This is a genomic window from Sphingomonas sp. 1F27F7B (assembly GCF_005503355.1).
Lineage (GTDB): Bacteria > Pseudomonadota > Alphaproteobacteria > Sphingomonadales > Sphingomonadaceae > Sphingomonas.
Genome location: NZ_SCMK01000001.1, coordinates 288,706 through 306,034 on the forward strand (window position 1 = coordinate 288,706; position 17,329 = coordinate 306,034).

General features: G+C 67.7%; 13 protein-coding genes. 6 read left to right on the top strand and 7 right to left on the bottom strand.

Going from position 1 to position 17,329, the window contains the following annotated elements; all coding sequences use genetic code 11:
* Positions 1-6: 6 nt before the first annotated feature.
* From FFS08_RS01355 to FFS08_RS01385, 7 genes are all read right to left on the bottom strand, one after another.
* Positions 7-2,238, bottom strand: a complete 2,232-nt coding sequence (locus tag FFS08_RS01355; RefSeq protein ID WP_137863980.1) for a TonB-dependent receptor — start codon at positions 2,236-2,238, stop codon at positions 7-9.
* Positions 2,239-2,354: 116 nt separating this feature from the next.
* Positions 2,355-3,500, bottom strand: a complete 1,146-nt coding sequence (locus tag FFS08_RS01360; RefSeq protein WP_137863981.1) for an MFS transporter — start codon at positions 3,498-3,500, stop codon at positions 2,355-2,357.
* Between the two features lie 16 nt (positions 3,501-3,516).
* The gene (locus tag FFS08_RS01365) at positions 3,517-4,290 is read right to left on the bottom strand and encodes a DeoR/GlpR family DNA-binding transcription regulator (RefSeq protein ID WP_137863982.1); all 774 of its coding nucleotides are present in this window, start codon (positions 4,288-4,290) and stop codon (positions 3,517-3,519) included.
* A gap of 64 nt (positions 4,291-4,354) precedes the next feature.
* Entirely contained in the window at positions 4,355-4,720 is a 366-nt protein-coding gene (locus FFS08_RS01370; protein ID WP_137863983.1) for a hypothetical protein, read from the bottom strand.
* A gap of 117 nt (positions 4,721-4,837) precedes the next feature.
* Entirely contained in the window at positions 4,838-7,606 is a 2,769-nt protein-coding gene (locus FFS08_RS01375; RefSeq protein WP_137864031.1) for a TonB-dependent receptor, read from the bottom strand.
* 534 nt (positions 7,607-8,140) lie between these two features.
* Complete coding sequence (locus tag FFS08_RS01380) at positions 8,141-9,211, bottom strand: acyl-CoA dehydrogenase family protein (RefSeq protein WP_137863984.1); 1,071 nt, start codon at positions 9,209-9,211, stop codon at positions 8,141-8,143.
* A gap of 137 nt (positions 9,212-9,348) precedes the next feature.
* Positions 9,349-10,569 carry an acyl-CoA dehydrogenase family protein gene (locus tag FFS08_RS01385; RefSeq protein WP_137863985.1) on the bottom strand — a complete coding sequence of 407 codons (1,221 nt, stop codon included), beginning with the start codon at positions 10,567-10,569 and terminating at the stop codon, positions 9,349-9,351.
* Positions 10,570-10,954: 385 nt separating this feature from the next.
* Here FFS08_RS01385 and FFS08_RS01390 point away from each other — a divergent pair, with 385 nt between their 5' ends.
* The 6 genes from FFS08_RS01390 to FFS08_RS01415 all read left to right on the top strand — a co-directional run bounded on the left by FFS08_RS01390 (position 10,955) and on the right by FFS08_RS01415 (position 17,305).
* Positions 10,955-12,181 (top strand): TCR/Tet family MFS transporter, encoded by a 1,227-nt coding sequence (locus tag FFS08_RS01390; RefSeq protein ID WP_171012420.1) that lies wholly within the window; start codon positions 10,955-10,957, stop codon positions 12,179-12,181.
* Positions 12,182-12,248: 67 nt separating this feature from the next.
* On the top strand, positions 12,249-13,772 hold the full coding sequence (locus FFS08_RS01395; protein WP_137863986.1) for a class I adenylate-forming enzyme family protein: 1,524 nt from the start codon (positions 12,249-12,251) through the stop codon (positions 13,770-13,772).
* The gene (locus tag FFS08_RS01400) at positions 13,769-14,545 is read left to right on the top strand and encodes a thioesterase family protein (protein ID WP_137863987.1); all 777 of its coding nucleotides are present in this window, start codon (positions 13,769-13,771) and stop codon (positions 14,543-14,545) included. The genes FFS08_RS01395 and FFS08_RS01400 overlap by 4 nt, the downstream gene beginning before the upstream one ends.
* Before the next feature lie 110 nt (positions 14,546-14,655).
* A complete protein-coding gene (locus FFS08_RS01405; RefSeq protein WP_171012421.1) occupies positions 14,656-15,078 on the top strand; it encodes an EF-hand domain-containing protein in 423 nt (140 codons plus the stop codon).
* 89 nt (positions 15,079-15,167) lie between these two features.
* A complete protein-coding gene (locus FFS08_RS01410) occupies positions 15,168-15,887 on the top strand; it encodes a response regulator (RefSeq protein ID WP_137864033.1) in 720 nt (239 codons plus the stop codon).
* Positions 15,884-17,305 (top strand): sensor histidine kinase, encoded by a 1,422-nt coding sequence (locus tag FFS08_RS01415; protein WP_502701991.1) that lies wholly within the window; start codon positions 15,884-15,886, stop codon positions 17,303-17,305. Before FFS08_RS01410 ends, FFS08_RS01415 begins: the two co-directional genes overlap by 4 nt.
* Positions 17,306-17,329 lie beyond the last annotated feature (24 nt).

Genomic DNA, 17,329 nt, shown 5'->3' on the forward strand with positions numbered 1-17,329 from the left:
GCCGCATCAGAAGCGATAGTCCCAGGCCAGCGTGAAGGTGCGCCCGCGCCCCGCATAGAACACCGTATTGTCGTTGGGCAGGCGGGTGTCGGAGCTGTAGTCGATGTACATCTTGTCGAAGAGGTTGGTGACGCTGAGGCTCAGCCCGCCGAGCCCGGTCTGGTAGCGGACATAGGCGTCCGTCAGCACATAGCCGCCGAAATCGTTCATGTAGAGCTTTTGAGGGTGCAGCGGATTGGCGTCGTCGATCGTGCGCGCCTTACCGTCGAAGCGGCGGGCCAGATAGAATTGCGTCTGCACGCGCGCGCTGAACGGCCCCGTCTGATAGTCTGCCGCAAGGTTGATGCGATCCGGCGAGATGTTGGTGCCGTCGAGGTCGGTATCGACCTTGCCGTCGGGCACCGTGTCGGCATCGTAGCGTCCGTTCAGATGCGCATAGCCGATGCTCGCCTTCAGCCCCGGCACCGGCAGCTTCACGCCCAGATTGACCTCGAGCCCCTGGATCTCCACCCGCTGGCGCTGCACGTCGAAGATGCCGCCCGCCCGCGCGATGAGCAGCTGTCCCTTGTCGCTCGACGACCAGAAATAGGTGACCGAGCCGTCGAGCGGACCGCGCTTCACTTCCACGCCGATCTCGCGGTTGTTCGAGACGATCGGCGAGATGTCGAGATAATGGTCCAGGTCGACGCCGGTCACCTTGATCGCCCGGGTGATGCGGCCGATGTCGGGCACGGTGAAGCCCTCGGCATAGCTCGCATAGGCGCGGATCCCCGGCAGCGGCTCCACGATCACACCGCCGTTGAACAGCAGGTCCTCGAATTTCGGCTTGCCGCCCGAAACCGCGACACCGCCATAGGTCGCCTTGTTGGGCGCGACATAGGTGGTCGAGGCAAGCGTGTGATAATCGTCGATCCTGATCTCGACATTCTCGTAGCGCGCGCCGCCGGCCAGGCGCAGCTTGCCGCCGAAGAGCTTGAGGTTCGCCTGGGCGAAGGGCGCGAGGCTGCGGAAATCGCTGGGCGGCACCCACACCCGGTTGGTGGCGATCAGCCGCTGCTCGGTCTTGTCGACCAGCGCGTCGAAGCCGATCGTGGCGGTCAGCGCCTCGAAGCCGGGCACCGCGCGCTCGTAGCTCAGCTTGGCGCCCAGCTTGCGCGAACGGTTCTCGGACTGGTCGAAGAGCTTCTCGGTCGGGTCGAGCTTCGGGTCCTGGAAGGTCGCGATCGGCGCGATCTCGCCGCCGAACCGGTCATGCGTGCGGTTGAAGAAGATCTGGCCGACGAAATTGCCGCCGCCCAGCGCCGTGTCGGTATAGGTCAGCGCCATGCTCTCGGTGCGGCTCGCCGCCGGCTTGCCCGGGGCATCGCCGCGGATCGCGCTGGTCGGCAGGCCGGTGGCGCGGTTGCCCGGGACGGCGATGTAGTTGCCCCCGCCCTTCAGCTCGAAACGGCTCGCGATCAGGTCGATCCGCCCGGTGTCGCCCAGCTGATAGCCGATGCGCGAGAACAGCGAGACCGTGGTCGAATCCTGCGTCTCGCCCTGAGTGAGGTTCAGCCCGACACGGCGCCCGTCGCCGTCATAGAAGACGCCGCGCTTCTCATATGCCGCGCCGAAGCTTGCATCGAACCGACCCGATTTCCACTGCACCAGCCCCGCCGCCTTGCCGCCGATGCCGTCGCTGGCGAAGTCGTTGTCGGCAGTGCCCTGCAACAGCACCCGCCCGCTGATCCCGTCCGTTTTCGGCGCGCCCACCGTCACCTGGTTGACGATGCCGCCGGTGCCGCCGATCCCCTGCAGCGCGTTCGAGCCGTAGATCAGCTCGACCCGGTCGACGAAGAAACCGTCGATGGTGAAGCCGTCGCGGCTGCCGTCGCGCATCGGCGTCGATTGCGGGATGCCGTTGATCGCATAGAGCGGCGAGCGCCCGCGCAGCGTCTCCCCCGCCCCGGACAGCTTCTGGCGCGTCGGCGAGAAGGACGGGGTGAGGTTCGCCACCGCATCGGTCACCGAGCCCGAAATCGCGATCTGCTGGTCGAGCCGCTGCTTGTCGATCACGTCGATGGTGAGCGGCAGCGCGTTGGGCGGGAGCACCGTGCGCGCCGCGGTGACGACGATTTCCTCGGAACCTTCGGCATCCTTCCGCGGCTCCGCCTGCTGGGCATGGGCGACACCCGGCATCGCCATGGCGAGTGTCAGCAACGGCAAGGAAAGCAGCGAAGTGCGCGCACGCACGGCCATGAAGGGACCCCCGGAATTGCCGCCGTGCCGCCAAGGGCCGGCCAGTTCGCGAGAGCCGCTAGCAGCGGCGAAATGCTATTGCAAGCTAGTCGCAATAATCCCTGTGCGAAGTCGCTTCAAGCCGAACCGGCTGCCCCTGCCGTCCGCCGGGCAGTGAATGGCACCAGCAGCAGCAACCCCGCCAGCATCCAGAAAGCGGCCCGCAGCCCGACTGCCTCCGCCACCACGCCGATCGCCGCGGGCCCGGCAAGGATTCCGGCATAGCCAAGCGTGGTGATCGCTCCGATCGCCAATGCCGGCGGCATGTGGGTCTGCGCCCCGGCAATGCGGAACAGCACCGGCACGATGTTCGACGCACCCAGCCCGATCAGCAGGAACCCCGCCAACGCGATCGGTGCGACCGGCACGCTCAGCAGCACCAGGAATCCCGCAACCGCAATCACGCCACCGCCGAGCAAGGTGCGATGATCGCCCAGGCGCGCCGTGAGCCTGTCCCCCAGCAATCGCCCGCTCGTCATCGCAATCGCGAACAACATATAACCCAGGCCGCCTTGCGTCGTGCCGACCAGTCCCATCTGGGTGATCAGCAGCGCGCTCCAATCGAGCATCGCGCCTTCGGCAAGAAAGGTTGCCATGGCAAGGACTGCCAGCAGCAGCACCACGCCATGCGGCCGCACGAACAGCGGCCCATTCTCGCCTTCCATTGCCGGCAGCAATCGCGGCCAGGCGACCAGCATCGCTGCCAGCATGATCCCCGCACACACCAGGCTGCCGGCGAGCGCGCTCACCTTGAGTGACAGGAAGAGCGTCATCAGCCCGGCACCGGCAAAGCCGCCGATACTGAACAACGCATGAAATCCGGACATCAGCGGCTGTTTCGCCGCGCGTTCCACTTCCACTGCGTGCACGTTCATTGCCACGTCCAGTGAACCGAGCGCGGCACCGAACAGCAGCAGTGCGCCGCCAAGCGCAACGGGCGTAGCGGCAATCGTCAGCAGCGGCAGGATCACCGCAAGCGCAATGCCGCTCGTCACGATCACCGGCTTGCCGCCATAGCGCGCGCTGAGCGGCCCGGTCGCCAGCATCGCCGCGATCGAGCCGATGCCGATGCAGAGCAGCAGCATCCCCAACATCGCAGCGTCGATGTGAAGGCGCTGCTTGGCAAAGGGCACCAGCGGCGCCCAGCAGGAGATCCCGAACCCGGCGACCAGGAACGACAGACGAGTGGCCAGCCGGGTGGCCGGGCGATCGGCGGAAATCATGGATGCTCCGGCAAGTTCAGGCGGGATCGGCGACGAGGATGGCGCGGCACCCCGCCGCATCGAGCGAAGCGCGTTGCGCGGCGGAGGCGCTTGCCTCGACTACCAGCATGTCGATCTGGCCAAGCATTGCGACCTGGTGCGGCGCGGTACGGCCAAGCTTGTCGTTGGCGATCAGCACCACCGTGCGCTCGGCCCGGGCAATGACGGTGCGCTTGAAGGTCGCGTCGGCGAGCTGCGCTGCTCCCACGCCCTCCTCCGACACCGAGCAGGCGCCGATGAATGCGCGGTCGAACCGCATCTGCACCAGCGCCTGCAGCGCCACCGCATCGACACAGCCGCCGATGATCGGATCGGCCTCGCCACCCAGCACGATCAGCTTCAGATCCTGCCGCCGCAGCACCGCCCCGGCGATGTCGATCGAATTGGTCGCGATGGTCAGGTCATTATCCTCGGGCAGGAATTCGACCAGGGCAAGGTTGGTGCTGCCGCTGTCGAGGAACAGGAACTCGCCCGGCCGGATCGTCGTCGCCGCAGCGCGGGCCAGTGCACGCTTGTGCCCCTGGTCGCCCTCGATCCGCGCCGCCATCGGGGCCGAGATCGGTGAAATCGGCAGCGCTCCGCCATAGACGCGTCGGCACTTTCCCTCAGCGGCCAGCGCACGCAGATCACGCCGGATCGCATCTTCCGAAACCTCGAATTCGCCAGCCAGGGCCCCGGCCGAAACCGGCTGCCCATCGGCAAGGCGCGCGGCAATCGCATCGCGCCGCGCATTTGGGGGATCAACAACCATAAATCGGCAATATCGTGCATGACCATGCGAGTCAATGCGCGTGATTATGCACGATTCAGCCCTTTCACTGTCGCGGCGCCTCGAACCGCAGCCCACCGCGCGCCTCTACCGTGATCGGCCCGCGGGGCCTGGCGGGCAGCACTGCCTTCACCCGCCCGAACAGCCGCCGCGCGTCGGCCGGGCGGCGCGTTCGCACGCAGAGCGTGGTCTCCCCTTCCCGCCCCCAGCGCTGCGCTTCCACTCCGCGCACGCCGCGATCGCGCGCGAGCAGGCCTCGCACCCGTTCGAACGCAGCCTGATCGATCCCCATGGCATAGCTGCCGAACCGGACGCTGACTGCGCATTCCGCCCCCGGCCCCGCCTGCGCAAAGGCCGATGCCGGCGCCGCTAGCGCAAGGAAGCCGAGGAGGGGCAACAGGAACGAGCGCATCGGCATTTCTCCAAAGTCGATGCCGCTTCCTCCGGCCTGCCGGCTGAACCGCGTCTGAAACGGCAAGACGGGCCCGCGGATCGCTCCGCGGGCCCGTCCCACATTCTCCCCCAGGCGTCAGAAGCGCGAGCGCAGCGTGATGCCATAGGTCCGCGGCTCGGCGAGATAGGCCGAGAAGATTTGCGACCCGCCCGGATAGCCCGGCGTCGGCGTGGTGCTCACTGCCTGGAAGGGCGAGCTGAAGCCGACCTGCATGTAATTGGCCTTGGTCGCGTTCTGCACCCAGAGCTCCAGCGCCCAGAGCTGGTCGTTGCCGCTGATGCCGATGCGGCCGTTGACCACCACGAAGCTCTGCTGCTCCTTCTGCGGGAACAGGTCCGAGCCGGTATTGTAGCGGTCGGCCAGGCGAGCATCGACATAGAGCAGGCCGCGCAGCGATCCGCCCAGCGACGGCGTCCACCCCGCCGAACTCGTCACCACCCATTCGGGCGCGTTCGAGAGCAGCTGGCCCGGCAGCAGGCGCAGCGCCGGATCGAGCGGCGCGCCGCTGCTCGAGCCGACCAGATTGTTGGCGTATTTGGTCTTGGCATAGGTCACGCCGAAGTTGAAGTTCAGGTCGCGCACCGGCGACATGGCCATCTCGACTTCGAAACCGGTCGAGACCACGCCCGGCTTGATCTGGTTCGACGGGCAGGCGCCGGTGGTGGCGCTCAGGTCGCGATCCCCGCCGCCCAGGTCCTGCTTGCAGCCATTGATGTTCTGGACGAGATAGACGGTGCCGTTGAACGTGTTCAGCTGGAAGTTGCTGAATTCCTGGCGGAAGCCCGCGACGTTCAGGTTGAAGCCCCGGGTAGAGAGCTTCATGCCCGCTTCATAGGCGGTGACCGTCTCCTCCTCGAACTGAAGCACATCGGCATAATAGCCGGCATTGGCCAGGCTGATCGGGAAGATCGGCAGCGGCTGGGCCGGGTTCGGGTTCTTGAAAGCCGAGCGATCGAGGTTGAAGCCGCCGGCCTTGTAGCCGCGCGAATAGCTCGCATAGAGCAGGATGTTGTCGACCGGCTTCCACGAAAGGATCGCGGTGCCGGTGAACTTGTTCTCCTTGCGCTGGTCGTTCAGCGTCAGCCCGTTGAGCGCCGAGGACGAGCCGCCCTGGCAGGTGAGCGTGATGATGCCGCCGGCAAGCGGGGCCAGGGCGGGCACGCCCATGAAGGGCAGCAAGTTCGCCTGTTGCACGGGGCATATCGTGTTGGTGTTGTTGAAGTTCGCGTTCAGCTTCTTGGTCTCGTTGGTGTAGCGCAGGCCCACCGTCAGATCCACGTTGCTGGTGACGTGAAAGATATTGTGCGTGAAGAAGGCGAAGTTCGAGCTGGTCTGGTCGAAGTTCGCCGTGTCGTCGCCGACGTTGCGCACCGTGTCGAGCCGCTGCAGCCCGCCGACCATCGCCGCACCCGCCGCGCCGAGCGGGCCCGCCGGGTTGCTCAGCACCGCCACGCCGGTGGGCGTCAGGCAGCCGACATTGTTCGGATTGTAGAAGGCGCTGAACGAGCCATAGACCACGCGGCACGCGGCGAACCGGCCATAGTCGTTGCCGAACTTGAGCTCGCTCTTGGTGTCCAGATCCTCATGCGCGTAATAGCCGCCGACCAGCCAGTCGAGCTTGCCGCCGAACGCCTCGCCATGAAAGCGCAGCTCCTGGGTGAAGGTCTTGAACTGGCGGCCGCTCTTCGGGCCGAAATAGAGGATGTCGGCCAGACCGTAATCGGCATCGGCCGCCTGGGTGTTGTCATAGTCGCGATAGGCAGTGATCGACGTCAGCTCGACGCCACCCAGGTTCCAATTGACTTCCGCCGAGAGGCCCCAATCCTTGGTCTTGCCGGTATAGGAGCGGTTGGCGCTGGTCGCGATGCGGCGCGAATAGGCATCGTTGTAGCCCGGGAAATACTGCGCGAAGGTGGTGCCGGTGATCCCGGTCAGCACGGTCGCCACCGGGGTGCCCGGCGCGATCAGCCCGGGATTGGTCGGCGAGACATAGGCATTGGCCTGCGCCACGTCGGCCGTCGCATAGACGGCGGCGCAGCAATCCTCCTTGCGATAGCTATAGTCGCCGATCAGCCGGACGGAGAGATCGGAGCTGGGCTGGTACAGCAGCTGCCCGCGGACCAGATAGCGATCGCGATTGTTGATGTCGCGGCCGGTGTTGACGTCGTGATAATAGCCGTCGCGCTTCGAATAGAGGCCGTCGAGGCGGAAGGCGAGCTGCTCCGAGAGCGGCCCCGTCACTGCCCCCTGCAGGCGCCACGCGCCGTAATTGCCATAGGTCGCCTCGGCCATGCCGCCGAAATTGAACTCGGGACCCTTGGTGGTGACGCTGAGCATGCCGGCCGACGCGTTGCGCCCGCCCAGCGTGCCCTGCGGCCCGCGCAGCACTTCGATGCGCTCGATCTCGCCCAGGTCGTTGAGGCCGAGACCTGTGCGCGAGCGATAGACGCCGTCGATGAAGGTCGCGACCGAGCTTTCCAGGCCCGGATTGTCGCCCACCGTGCCGACGCCGCGGATGCGGGCGGAAGTGTTCGCGTCGCTGCCGGTCGAGGAGACGAGCAACGACGGCGCGACCTGGTTGAGCGCGCGGATGTCGTTGGCGCCGGTGCGCTCCAGCTGCGTGGCGGTTACCGCGGAGACGGCGAGCGGCACGTCGGCGAGCACCTGGGCACGGCCCTGGGCAGTGACGACGATCTCGTTGGGATCGCGTGTTCCGCTGTTCTGCTCGCTCTGGCTCTGAGCAGCCGCGTCGGCCGGCGTCTGGGCGTCCTGTGCGAAGGCAGGGGCCGCGAGCGCGAAGCTGAGCGCAGGAACAGCAACGCACGACAAAAGGCGTAACCGCATCATCATCATCTCTCCCACCACGGGCCGGAGCACTTTGGCGGCTCCATACCCTATCCTCGAATACTGACAGGTCCCGGAGGGACGTCAAGCAGAACAAAGGTTGCAAAAGGGGACTAACTCAGCAGTGTTGCGCAAATGTCATATATTGCTGGCTTGTGTCTCCACCCCTTGGCCGAATTGATCTTCGAACGCCGGCCCATCATTTCTACGCCGTTCGTCACTCCACGCCGTCATCGCGCCACCTCCACCGCCGTGCGCCTCCTCCACCGCAACGCGCATCCTCCACCGCCGCGCGCCTCCCCCACCGCAACGCGCATCCTCCACGGTCACGCGCTTCCTCCACCGTCATCCCCGCCTCCTTCACCGTCATCCCCGCGAAGGCGGGGATGGCGACAATGGGATCCGAGGGGACTACGACGCTGGAACCCGAGGGGACTACGACGCGGGCCCCATCGGACGACGACGCTGGGTCCGCGGGGATAACGGCGCGGGACCCATGAGAATGGCGACGATCGGAAATGCCACCGGCGCGCCTCAATACCCGTTCAGCCGCGCGAACCGGTCGCGATGCCAGGCGGCATTGCCCCATTGCGCCTCCAGCACCCGCGCGCGCTTCAGGTAGAAGCCCGCGTCATGCTCGTCGGTCATGCCGATGCCGCCGTGCAGCTGGATCATCTCGCGGCTGACCAGGTGGAGAGTCTCGTTCGCCACGGCCTTGGCCAGGCTCACTTCCTGCGCCACGTTCGCGCGGCCGCTGTCGATCGCTTCCAGCGCGCCTTCCACCGCCGAGCGGCACAGCTCAAGCTCGGTGAACATCTTCGCCATGCGGTGCTGCAGCGCCTGGAAGCTTGCCAGCACCTGCCCGAACTGGATGCGCGTCTTCAGATAATCGTTGGTCCTGGCAAAGGCGCTTTCTGCCATGCCGAGCATCTCCGCCGCACTCGCCGCCGCCGCCCGGTCCGCGACATGCGCGATCAGTTCCGCACCGCCACCCAGCGCCTCGGCCGGGGCATTGTCGAACGTCACCTGGGCATGGCTGCGCGCGTCGGTCAGGTGACGCGGCGACCGCGTCACGCCGGCATCGCCCGAGACGAGATACAGCCCGTCCGTCGCCGCCACCACGAACAGCTGCGCGCTGTCGCCCTCGGGCACGAATGCCTTCACGCCGCCGAGCTTGCCGCCCGCAACCGTCGTCGCGATCTTCGCGGGATCGAAGCGCGGCCCTTCGTCGATCGCCAGCGTGGCAACCAGTTCGCCCGCCGCGATCCGCGGCAGCCACGCGTCCTTCTGCGCATCGGAACCGCCCATCAGGATCGCGCTGGTCGCCGCCGCGGTGCTGGCGAGCGGCGTCGCGACCAGATTGCGGCCGAGCTGCTCGAGCACCAGGCCCAGCGAGACATAGCCCATGCCCGCGCCGCCCTGCGCCTCGGGCACCAGGATGCCGGCCCAGCCCATCTCGGCCTGGGCCCGCCACATCTCGGCGTCATAGCCGGCGGACGGCGCCGCATCACGCATCTTGCGAAATGCGCTGACCGGCGCCTCATTGTCCGCCCATTCCCGCGCCATGTCGCGCAGCATCGTCTGTTCTTCGGTCAGGATGGCCATTTCTTCTTCCTCTTCCCTCTCTCCCGCTTGCGGGAGAGAGCCGGGGCGAGGGTGCGAGAGAGCGGCAAACAAACCGCTTGAGGCACACCACTCACCCTCACCCAACCCTCTCCCGCAAGCGGGAGAGGGCTTTGCGATTACTGATGATCCAGCATCCCCAGGATGCGCTTGGCGATCACATTGTTCTGGATCTCGCTCGATCCGCCATAGATCGACACCGCCTTGCCGAAGAGCCAGCTGCGCACGTCCTTCAGCGCATCCTCCTCGAACCCTTCGCCGTCCCAGCCCAGCCCGGCCAGCCCGCGGATCTCGATCAGCAATTCGGAACGTTCCTGCATGATCCGGGCGCCGACATTCTTCATGATCGAAGTGGCGGCGCTCGGCCCCTGGTTCGACTTGGCCTCCAGCGCGGTGCGCCGCAGCGTCAGCATGAAGCTGCGCAGGTCCATCTCGTGCCGGACGATCCGGCCGCGCAGATCCGCGTCCGCGATCCGCCCCTCGGCATCCACCCCGACATATTTCTTCGCGATCTGCCCGAGCGACGCGCCAGCGAACATCCGCCCCGCGGCCGATCCCCCGCCCGACAGGCTGGAGCGCTCGTGCTGGAGCAGCCGCTTGCCGATCGTCCAGCCCTCGCCTTCCCGGCCAACCCGGTTGGCCTTGGGCACCTTCACGTCGGTGAAGAACGTTTCGCAGAAGGGCGAGCTGCCCGAGATCAGCCGGATCGGCTTCACTTCCACGCCGGGCGTATCCATGTCGACCAGCAGGAAGGTGATGCCCTCATGCTTCTTCGTCTTGTCCGTGCGGACGAGCATGAAGCATTTGTCCGCCCATTGCCCGCCGCTGGTCCAGGTCTTCTGACCGTTGACCACATAATGGTCGCCATGGTCCTCGGCGAAGGTCTGGAGCGAGGCGAGATCCGATCCCGCGCCCGGCTCGGAATAGCCCTGGCACCAGCGCACCAGCCCCCTGGCGATCGCCGGGATATGCTCGCGCTTCTGTTCCTCCGAGCCATATTCCAGCAGGGTCGGGCCGAACATCATCACGCCCATGCCGCCGATCGGGTTCCAGGCGCCGGCGCGCTGCATTTCTTCCTGCAGCACCCGCGCCTCGGCCCGGCTCAGCCCGCCGCCGCCATAGTCGCGCGGCCAGGTCGGCACGCCCCAGCCCTTGTCGCCCATCGCCTGCTGCCAGGCGGCTTCGTCGGGCGAATTCTCATGCGGGCCCTCGATCGCGGACATCGCGTTGTCCTTGCCCTTCAGGGCGGGCGGGAAATTGGCCGCGATCCACTCGCGGGCCTCGGCACGGAACCTGTCCAGGGGATTTGCCGGCGCATCGATGTCGGGGGCCGTGGCCATCTCACTCTCCGCTATTCTCATTGGTTTCGAATTTGCGGTACGGAATGGCGGTCGTCAAGAGCGCTGGCACTTATCCCCTTGAGACAAGTACCCCTGTTTCGTCATCCCCGCGGAGGCGGGGAGCCAGGGTTTCTCTGCCGTGTCGCTCGTGACTCTGGGTCCCCGCCTTCGCGGGGATGACGGCGATTAGACCAATCCTTGTCCGAAGGGGATAGTCGCCAGAGCGCTCGCCATTCCTTCTTCGCCATCCGCTTCCCCTTCCGCGATGCCCGCGCACAACGCCCTTGCCCATTGCAAATGTTCTTTATATGTTCCAAAATGCCCATGTTTGCGGCTGGCCGTGGCGCCGGCCTCTGCTAAGAGGCGCGGCGAAGAGGGGACAATCATGAAATTCGAACATCGCGCGGTGCCGATCGTGCTGATCGCCGTGCTCATCGACGTGATCGGCTTCGGCATCGTCATGCCGGTGCTGCCTGCGCTCGTCACCGAGCTCGGCCATGTCGAGCTCGACGCCGCCACTCGCATCGCCGGCTGGATGCTCGCCGCCTTCGCCATCGCCGGCTTCTTCGCCGGCCCGGTGCTTGGCAATCTCGGCGATCGCTATGGCCGCCGCCCGGTGCTGATCCTGTCGATGATCGCCTTTGCGATCGACTATGCGCTGATGGCCGCCGCGCCGAGCCTGGCCTGGCTGTTCGTCGGCCGAGTCATCGCCGGCATCGCGGGCGCCACCTTCGGGCCGGCGAGCGCAGTGATCGCCGACGTGACTCCGCCGGAAAAGCGCAGCGCGGTGTTCGGGATGGTCGGCGCGGCGTTCGGCGTCGGCTTCATCCTCGGTCCGGCGCTGGGCGGGATCAGCTCGGTGCTCGGCCTGCGCGCGCCGTTCCTGATCGCCGCGATCTGCGCCGCGCTGAACGCGGTGGTGATGTTCTTCTTCCTACCGGAGACGCTGGCGAAGGAGAATCGCCGCCCCTTCCGCTGGTCGGACGCACACATCATCGGCGCCTTCCGCCCGCTCTTCCATGCCGGCAATGCCGGGCCGCTGCTGCTCGCCTGGTTCTTCTGGCAGCTCGCCGGCACTGTCTATCCCTCCACCTGGTCCTTCTGGGCCGCGATCCGCTTCGGCTGGGATGCGACGGCGATCGGCTGGTCGCTCGCCTATGTCGGCTTCCTCACCGTGCTGGTGCAGGCGCTGCTCACCGGCCGGACGATCAAGCGCTTCGGCGAGCGCGGAGCGGCGCTGATCGCGCTCTGCGCCGCGTCGTTCACGCTCTTCTCCTATGCGTTCATCCAGCAGGGCTGGCAGGTCTATGCCTTTTTCCTGATCGGCGCGTTCGGAGCCTTCGCCTATCCGGCGCTCAACGGCACGCTCTCCGGCATGGTCGGCGCGTCGCACCAGGGGGCGTTGCAGGGCGGCATTTCGAGCATGAACAATGTCGCGGCGATCCTCGGCCCGCTGATCGCCACCCAGGCGCTGGCGGCGGGCTCGCATCGCGGCTTCGACGGCGCCGCCTTCCTCGTCGCGGGCACGCTGATGGCGCTGGCCGCGCTGATCATCGCGCTGTTCGTGCACATGCGCCCGGCCGGTACGGAGCCCGAGCCAGCGCCTGAGTGATTTTTCGAAAATTGCGTATGGCGTTCATGCCGCCGCTCTTCTAGCGTCCGCGCAAATTGGAGGGTTGATGCGTACCGAAGTCATGCTCGCCGGCGAATTCGCCACCTTGTCCGATCTGATCCGCGGCCATGCCGAGGAGCGCCCGGACAAGCCGGCGATGATCTTCGAGGATCGCGCGATCGCCTATGCCGAGCTCGACGCGGTGATCGACCGTGTCGCCGCGGCGCTCCAGCGCGAGGGCCTGGCCAAGAACGACGCAGTGGCGATCCTCGCCATGCCGTCGATCGAATATGCCTGCGCCTTTTTCGGCGCGCTGCGGGCCGGCTGCGTCCCCACGCCGCTCCAGCCGTCGGCGACGCCGGCGCAGCTCGGCGCGATGATCGCCGATTGCGGCGCCAAGGTCCTGTTCCTCGACAGCTCCGGCGCGAAGGCGCTCGGCGAGGCGCCGGTCGCCGCGAAGCGCGTGGCGCTCGACGACAGCGACGCCGGCATCGACCACCGCGCGTTCCTCACCTCCGAGGGCAGCCGGCCCGTACCGGTCGAGGTCGGGCCGGACGATCCGTTCAACATCATCTACAGCTCGGGTACCACCGGCGTGCCCAAGGGCATCGTCCAGCCCCAGGCGATGCGCTGGATCCACATCGCCCGCGCGCCCGGCGGCTTCGGCAATGCCGTGACGATGATCGCCACCCCGCTCTATTCGAACACCACGCTGGTCAGCTTCATCCCGACGATTGCCTGGGGCGGCACGGCGGTGCTGCTCGGCAAGTTCGACGCGCGCACCTTCGTCTCCCAGGCGGCGAAGCACCGGGCCACCCATGCGATGCTCGTGCCCGTCCAGTATCAGCGGATCATGGCGCTGCCCGATTTCGACAGTTTCGACCTCTCCGCCTTCGTCCTCAAGACCTGTACCAGCGCGCCCTTCTCGGCGGCGCTGAAGGGCGACGTGCTCGCCCGCTGGCCGGGCCTGCTCGTCGAATATTACGGCATGACCGAGGGCGGCGGCACCACCGCACTCCTCTGCAACATGCACCCGACCAAGCTCCACACCGTCGGTACGCCGCTGCCGGGGCAGGATATCCGGCTGATCGACGACGCGGGCAACGAAGTGCCCCAGGGCGAGATGGGCGAAGTGGTCGGCCGCTCGGGCGCGATGATGAGCGGCTATCACGGCCGCGCCGAGGCGACGCGCGACGCCACCTGGCACGATGCCGAGGGCAACCGCTACATCCGCCACGGCGATGTCGGCCGCTTCGACGAGGACGGCTTCCTCATCCTGATGGACCGCAAGAAGGACCTGATCATCTCGGGCGGGTTCAACATCTATCCTTCCGACCTCGAGGCGGAGCTGATCGCGCACCCCGGCGTGGCCGACTGCGCGGTGGTCGGCGTCCCGTCGGAGCAATGGGGAGAGACGCCGATCGGCTTCTTCACCGGCACGGGCGACCCGGCGGAGGCCCTCGCCTGGTTCAACGCCCGGGTCGGCAAGACTCAGCGGCTGGCGGACCTGGTCAAGGTCGACGAGCTGCCCCGCAACGCGATCGGCAAGGTCCTCAAGCGCGAGCTGCGCGACCGGTACGCCCCGGCATGACGCCGCTCGCCGGGATCCTCGCCGGCGCGGTCCGCACCGGCGATGGCGGCTTCACCACCGCCATCCCAACCGACTGGATGCAGGGCCGCACCGCCTATGGCGGCCTCTCCGCCGCGCTCGCGCTCCAGGCGGCGCTGGAGGCGGAGCCGGACCTGCCGCCCCTCCGCTCGGCCCAGATCGCGTTTATCGGCCCGCTTGCCGGAGAGGTCCGCGTCACCGCCACCCGGCTGCGGCGCGGGCGCAACGCCGCCTTCCTCCAGTCCGACGTCGCCTCGGCGGCGGGGCTCGGCCTGCGCGCCACTTTCGTGTTCATGGCCCCGCTCGCCTCGGCGCTCGCCCATGATGCCGCGCCGCGCGCGCCCCTGCCGCCGCCCGCGGCGGACGCCGAGCTCTATACGGGGCCCGAGGACTTCTTCACCGGCAACTTCAATTTCCGCGACCATCGCGAAGGCACCGGCCCGGCCGAATGGCTGCGCTGGGCCCGGCTGCGCGCATTCGACGGCCTCCATCCCTTTGTCGAGCTGATGGCGATCGGCGATGCGCTGCCGCCCGCCGCCTTCAAGCTGATCGAGGAACGCCGCACCCCGCTCAGCTCGCTGAACTGGCAGATCAATTTCCAGACCGCCGAGCCGCGCACCGCCGATGGCTGGTGGCTGCTCCATGCCGCCGCCGATACCGCGCACCATGGCTATTCCACCCAGCGCATGGCGATCTGGAACGCGGCGGGCGAACCCGTCGCCGAGGCGATGCAGGGAGTCGCGATCTTCGGCTGAGACATTTTGCGACAGTTTCCCGAACGCGTGACAAACCCGTGCGACAGCTGCTGTGCAGAAACCGGATCCTGTCGGGGCGACACCCCCGGATGCACAGGAGTTCGACCCCGATGAAGAGTCTCGTCCTCGCCGCCGCCTTCGGCTCGACGCTGCTGACAGTCCCGGCCTTCGCGCAGGACGCACCGCCGGCGCCGCCCGGCCGCGACATGTTCGATCGCCTCGATACCAACCATGACGGCGTGATCACCAAGGAAGAGTTCCAGGCCGAAGTCGCTGCCCGCTTCGCGCGGCTCGACACCAATCATGACGGCAAGGTCAGCCAGGAAGAGCGCGACGCCGCGCGACCGGGCGGCGGCGGTGGCCGCGGCATGGCCGGCGACATGACCCTTGCCGACATGCAGGCCCAGGCAGAGCGCCGCTTCGACCGCATCGACACCAATCACGACGGCAAGATCGATCAGGCCGAGCGCGACGCGATGCGCGCGCGCATGGAACGTCGCGGTCCCCCGCCGGGCGGCTCGGAGAACAACTGAGCCCGCCCGATCTGGCCCGGGCGGGTTCGCCTCCTCACCCGCCCGGGCACCCCTTGTCTTGCGGCATGCCCATGACTTACGAACCCGACATGCCGGACACGCCGCACCTCCTGCTCGTCGAGGATGAACGCTCGATCCGCGAGCCGCTCGCCCAATATCTCACCAGGCAGGGGTTCCGCATCACCCAGGCCGGCGATGCCGAGGGCGCCCGCGCCCGCATGGCGGCCTATGCCATCGACCTGGTGGTGCTCGACATCATGATGCCCGGCGAGGACGGCCTGTCGCTGTGCCGCCACATCCGCGAGAGCAGCGACACGCCGGTGATCCTGCTTACTGCCCGGGGCGAGGAGACCGACCGGATCGTCGGCCTCGAAATGGGCGCGGACGATTATGTCGTGAAGCCCTTCTCCCCGCGCGAGCTCGCGGCCCGGATCAAGGTGGTGCTGCGCCGCCTCCAGGCCGGCGGCACCCGCCAGCATGCGCCCGACGCGGGCAGCTTCGCCTTTGCCGGCTGGGTGCTCAAGACCGGCGAGCGGGCGCTGGTCGATCGCGAGGGCGTCTCGGTTCCCCTCTCCACCGGCGAATACAGCCTCCTCCACGCGCTGGTCACCCGTCCCCGCGCGGTGCTCACCCGCGACCAGCTGCTCGACCTGACCCAGGGCCGCGAGGCCGCCGCCTTCGACCGCGCGATCGACAACCAGGTCAGCCGGCTGCGCAAGAAGATCGAGCCCGATCCCCGCAACCCCGCGATCATCAAGACCGTCTGGGGCGGCGGCTATACGCTGGCGGCCGAAGTGACCCGGCTTTGATCGGGCGCATCCGCCTCTTTCCCCGTTCGCTCCCCGGCCAGATCGCCCTGCTCGTCGCAGTGGCGCTGTTCGTCGCCCAGGGAATCAATTTCGGCCTGCTCGTCCGCGAGCGCCAGAACGCCCGCTTCGCCCAGGTGATCGTCCCCACCGTCACCCGGCTGATCGACGCCGCCGAGCGGCTCGGCGCGCCGGTGAACCCGCGCCCGGACGCGCCCGGCGGCCCCGATCGCCGCGGCGGGCATGACGCACGCGAAGGACGGGAGGGCCGCCGCCAGCTGCGGGGCCGCGTCGATTTCGGCCCGGCCAATCCGATTCCCGTCGAGCTCGTCCGCCGCAGCGACATCGAACGCGACTTTCGCCGGGGGCTCACCGATGGCGGCGTTGCGGTGGGCCAGGTCATCGCCGTGGTCCGGCCCATCGACGGCAGCCGGCCGCTCCTGAAGCGCATGGATCCCGCACGCGCCGATCGCCTGCGCCGCCTCGGTGCCGAGCTGATGGTCGCGGTCGAGCTTCCCGGCAGGGGCTGGCTGTCGCTCAGCTCGGCCTGGCCGCGCTCGGAACGTGCCTTGATCTGGCAGCTGCTCGCCCAGACGCTCATTCTCTACATCGTCGTCCTCCTGCCCGTGCTCTGGGCCGGCCATCGCATCGCCCGCCCGCTGCGCAAGCTCGCCACCGCCGCCCGCGATTTCCATCCCGGCGACGGTGCCAAGCCGGTCGAGGAGAGCGGCCCGAGCGACGTCCGCGCGGTGATCGCCGCCTATAACGCGCTCAGCACCCGGGTGACGGGCATGCTCGACGAGAAGGATCGGATGCTCGGGGCGATCGGCCATGACCTGCGCACGCCGCTCGCCGCGCTGCGCGTCCGCATCGAATCGGTCGAGGACGACGAGGATCGCGCCCGCATGGCCGACACGATCGACGAGATGAACCACACGCTCGACGACATCCTCAGCCTGGCCAGGCTGGGCCGTCCCAGCGAGCCGCCCACCGATGTCGACCTGTCCGCGCTGATCGATGCGGTGGTCGAGGATTTCCGCGATCTCGGCCGCGACGTGACCTTCGAGGAAGCGCCCCGGCTGCGCATGCACCTTCGCCCCGCGCTGATGCGCCGCGCTGTGCGCAACCTGATCGAGAATGCCGTCAAATATGGCGGGGGCGCCGAGGTCCATCTGCGCCCGGACGAGCACCGCGTCGCGATCGAAGTCTGCGATCGCGGCCCGGGCATCCCCCAGGAAAAGCTGGAGAAGGTCTTCGATCCCTTCACGCGCCTTGAGGAATCGCGCAACCGCGAGACGGGGGGCGCCGGCCTCGGCCTCGCCCTTGCCCGTGCCATCGTCCGCGATGCAAGCGGCGAGATCAGCCTCGCCAATCGCGAGGGCGGCGGGCTGGTGGCGACGATCACCCTGCCGCGCAGCTGATCCCCGGCGGTCTCACCGCGCCCG

Bases quoted from the DNA above. Each gene is read 5' to 3' on its own strand.
- FFS08_RS01355 (WP_137863980.1), bottom strand. From the start codon at position 2,238: ATGGCCGTGCGTGCGCGCACTTCGCTGCTTTCCTTGCCGTTGCTGACA.
- FFS08_RS01360 (WP_137863981.1), bottom strand. From the start codon at position 3,500: ATGATTTCCGCCGATCGCCCGGCCACCCGGCTGGCCACTCGTCTGTCG.
- FFS08_RS01365 (WP_137863982.1), bottom strand. From the start codon at position 4,290: ATGGTTGTTGATCCCCCAAATGCGCGGCGCGATGCGATTGCCGCGCGC.
- FFS08_RS01370 (WP_137863983.1), bottom strand. From the start codon at position 4,720: ATGCGCTCGTTCCTGTTGCCCCTCCTCGGCTTCCTTGCGCTAGCGGCG.
- FFS08_RS01375 (WP_137864031.1), bottom strand. From the start codon at position 7,606: ATGCGGTTACGCCTTTTGTCGTGCGTTGCTGTTCCTGCGCTCAGCTTC.
- FFS08_RS01380 (WP_137863984.1), bottom strand. From the start codon at position 9,211: ATGGCCATCCTGACCGAAGAACAGACGATGCTGCGCGACATGGCGCGG.
- FFS08_RS01385 (WP_137863985.1), bottom strand. From the start codon at position 10,569: ATGGCCACGGCCCCCGACATCGATGCGCCGGCAAATCCCCTGGACAGG.
- FFS08_RS01390 (WP_171012420.1), top strand. From the start codon at position 10,955: ATGAAATTCGAACATCGCGCGGTGCCGATCGTGCTGATCGCCGTGCTC.
- FFS08_RS01395 (WP_137863986.1), top strand. From the start codon at position 12,249: ATGCGTACCGAAGTCATGCTCGCCGGCGAATTCGCCACCTTGTCCGAT.
- FFS08_RS01400 (WP_137863987.1), top strand. From the start codon at position 13,769: ATGACGCCGCTCGCCGGGATCCTCGCCGGCGCGGTCCGCACCGGCGAT.
- FFS08_RS01405 (WP_171012421.1), top strand. From the start codon at position 14,656: ATGAAGAGTCTCGTCCTCGCCGCCGCCTTCGGCTCGACGCTGCTGACA.
- FFS08_RS01410 (WP_137864033.1), top strand. From the start codon at position 15,168: ATGCCGGACACGCCGCACCTCCTGCTCGTCGAGGATGAACGCTCGATC.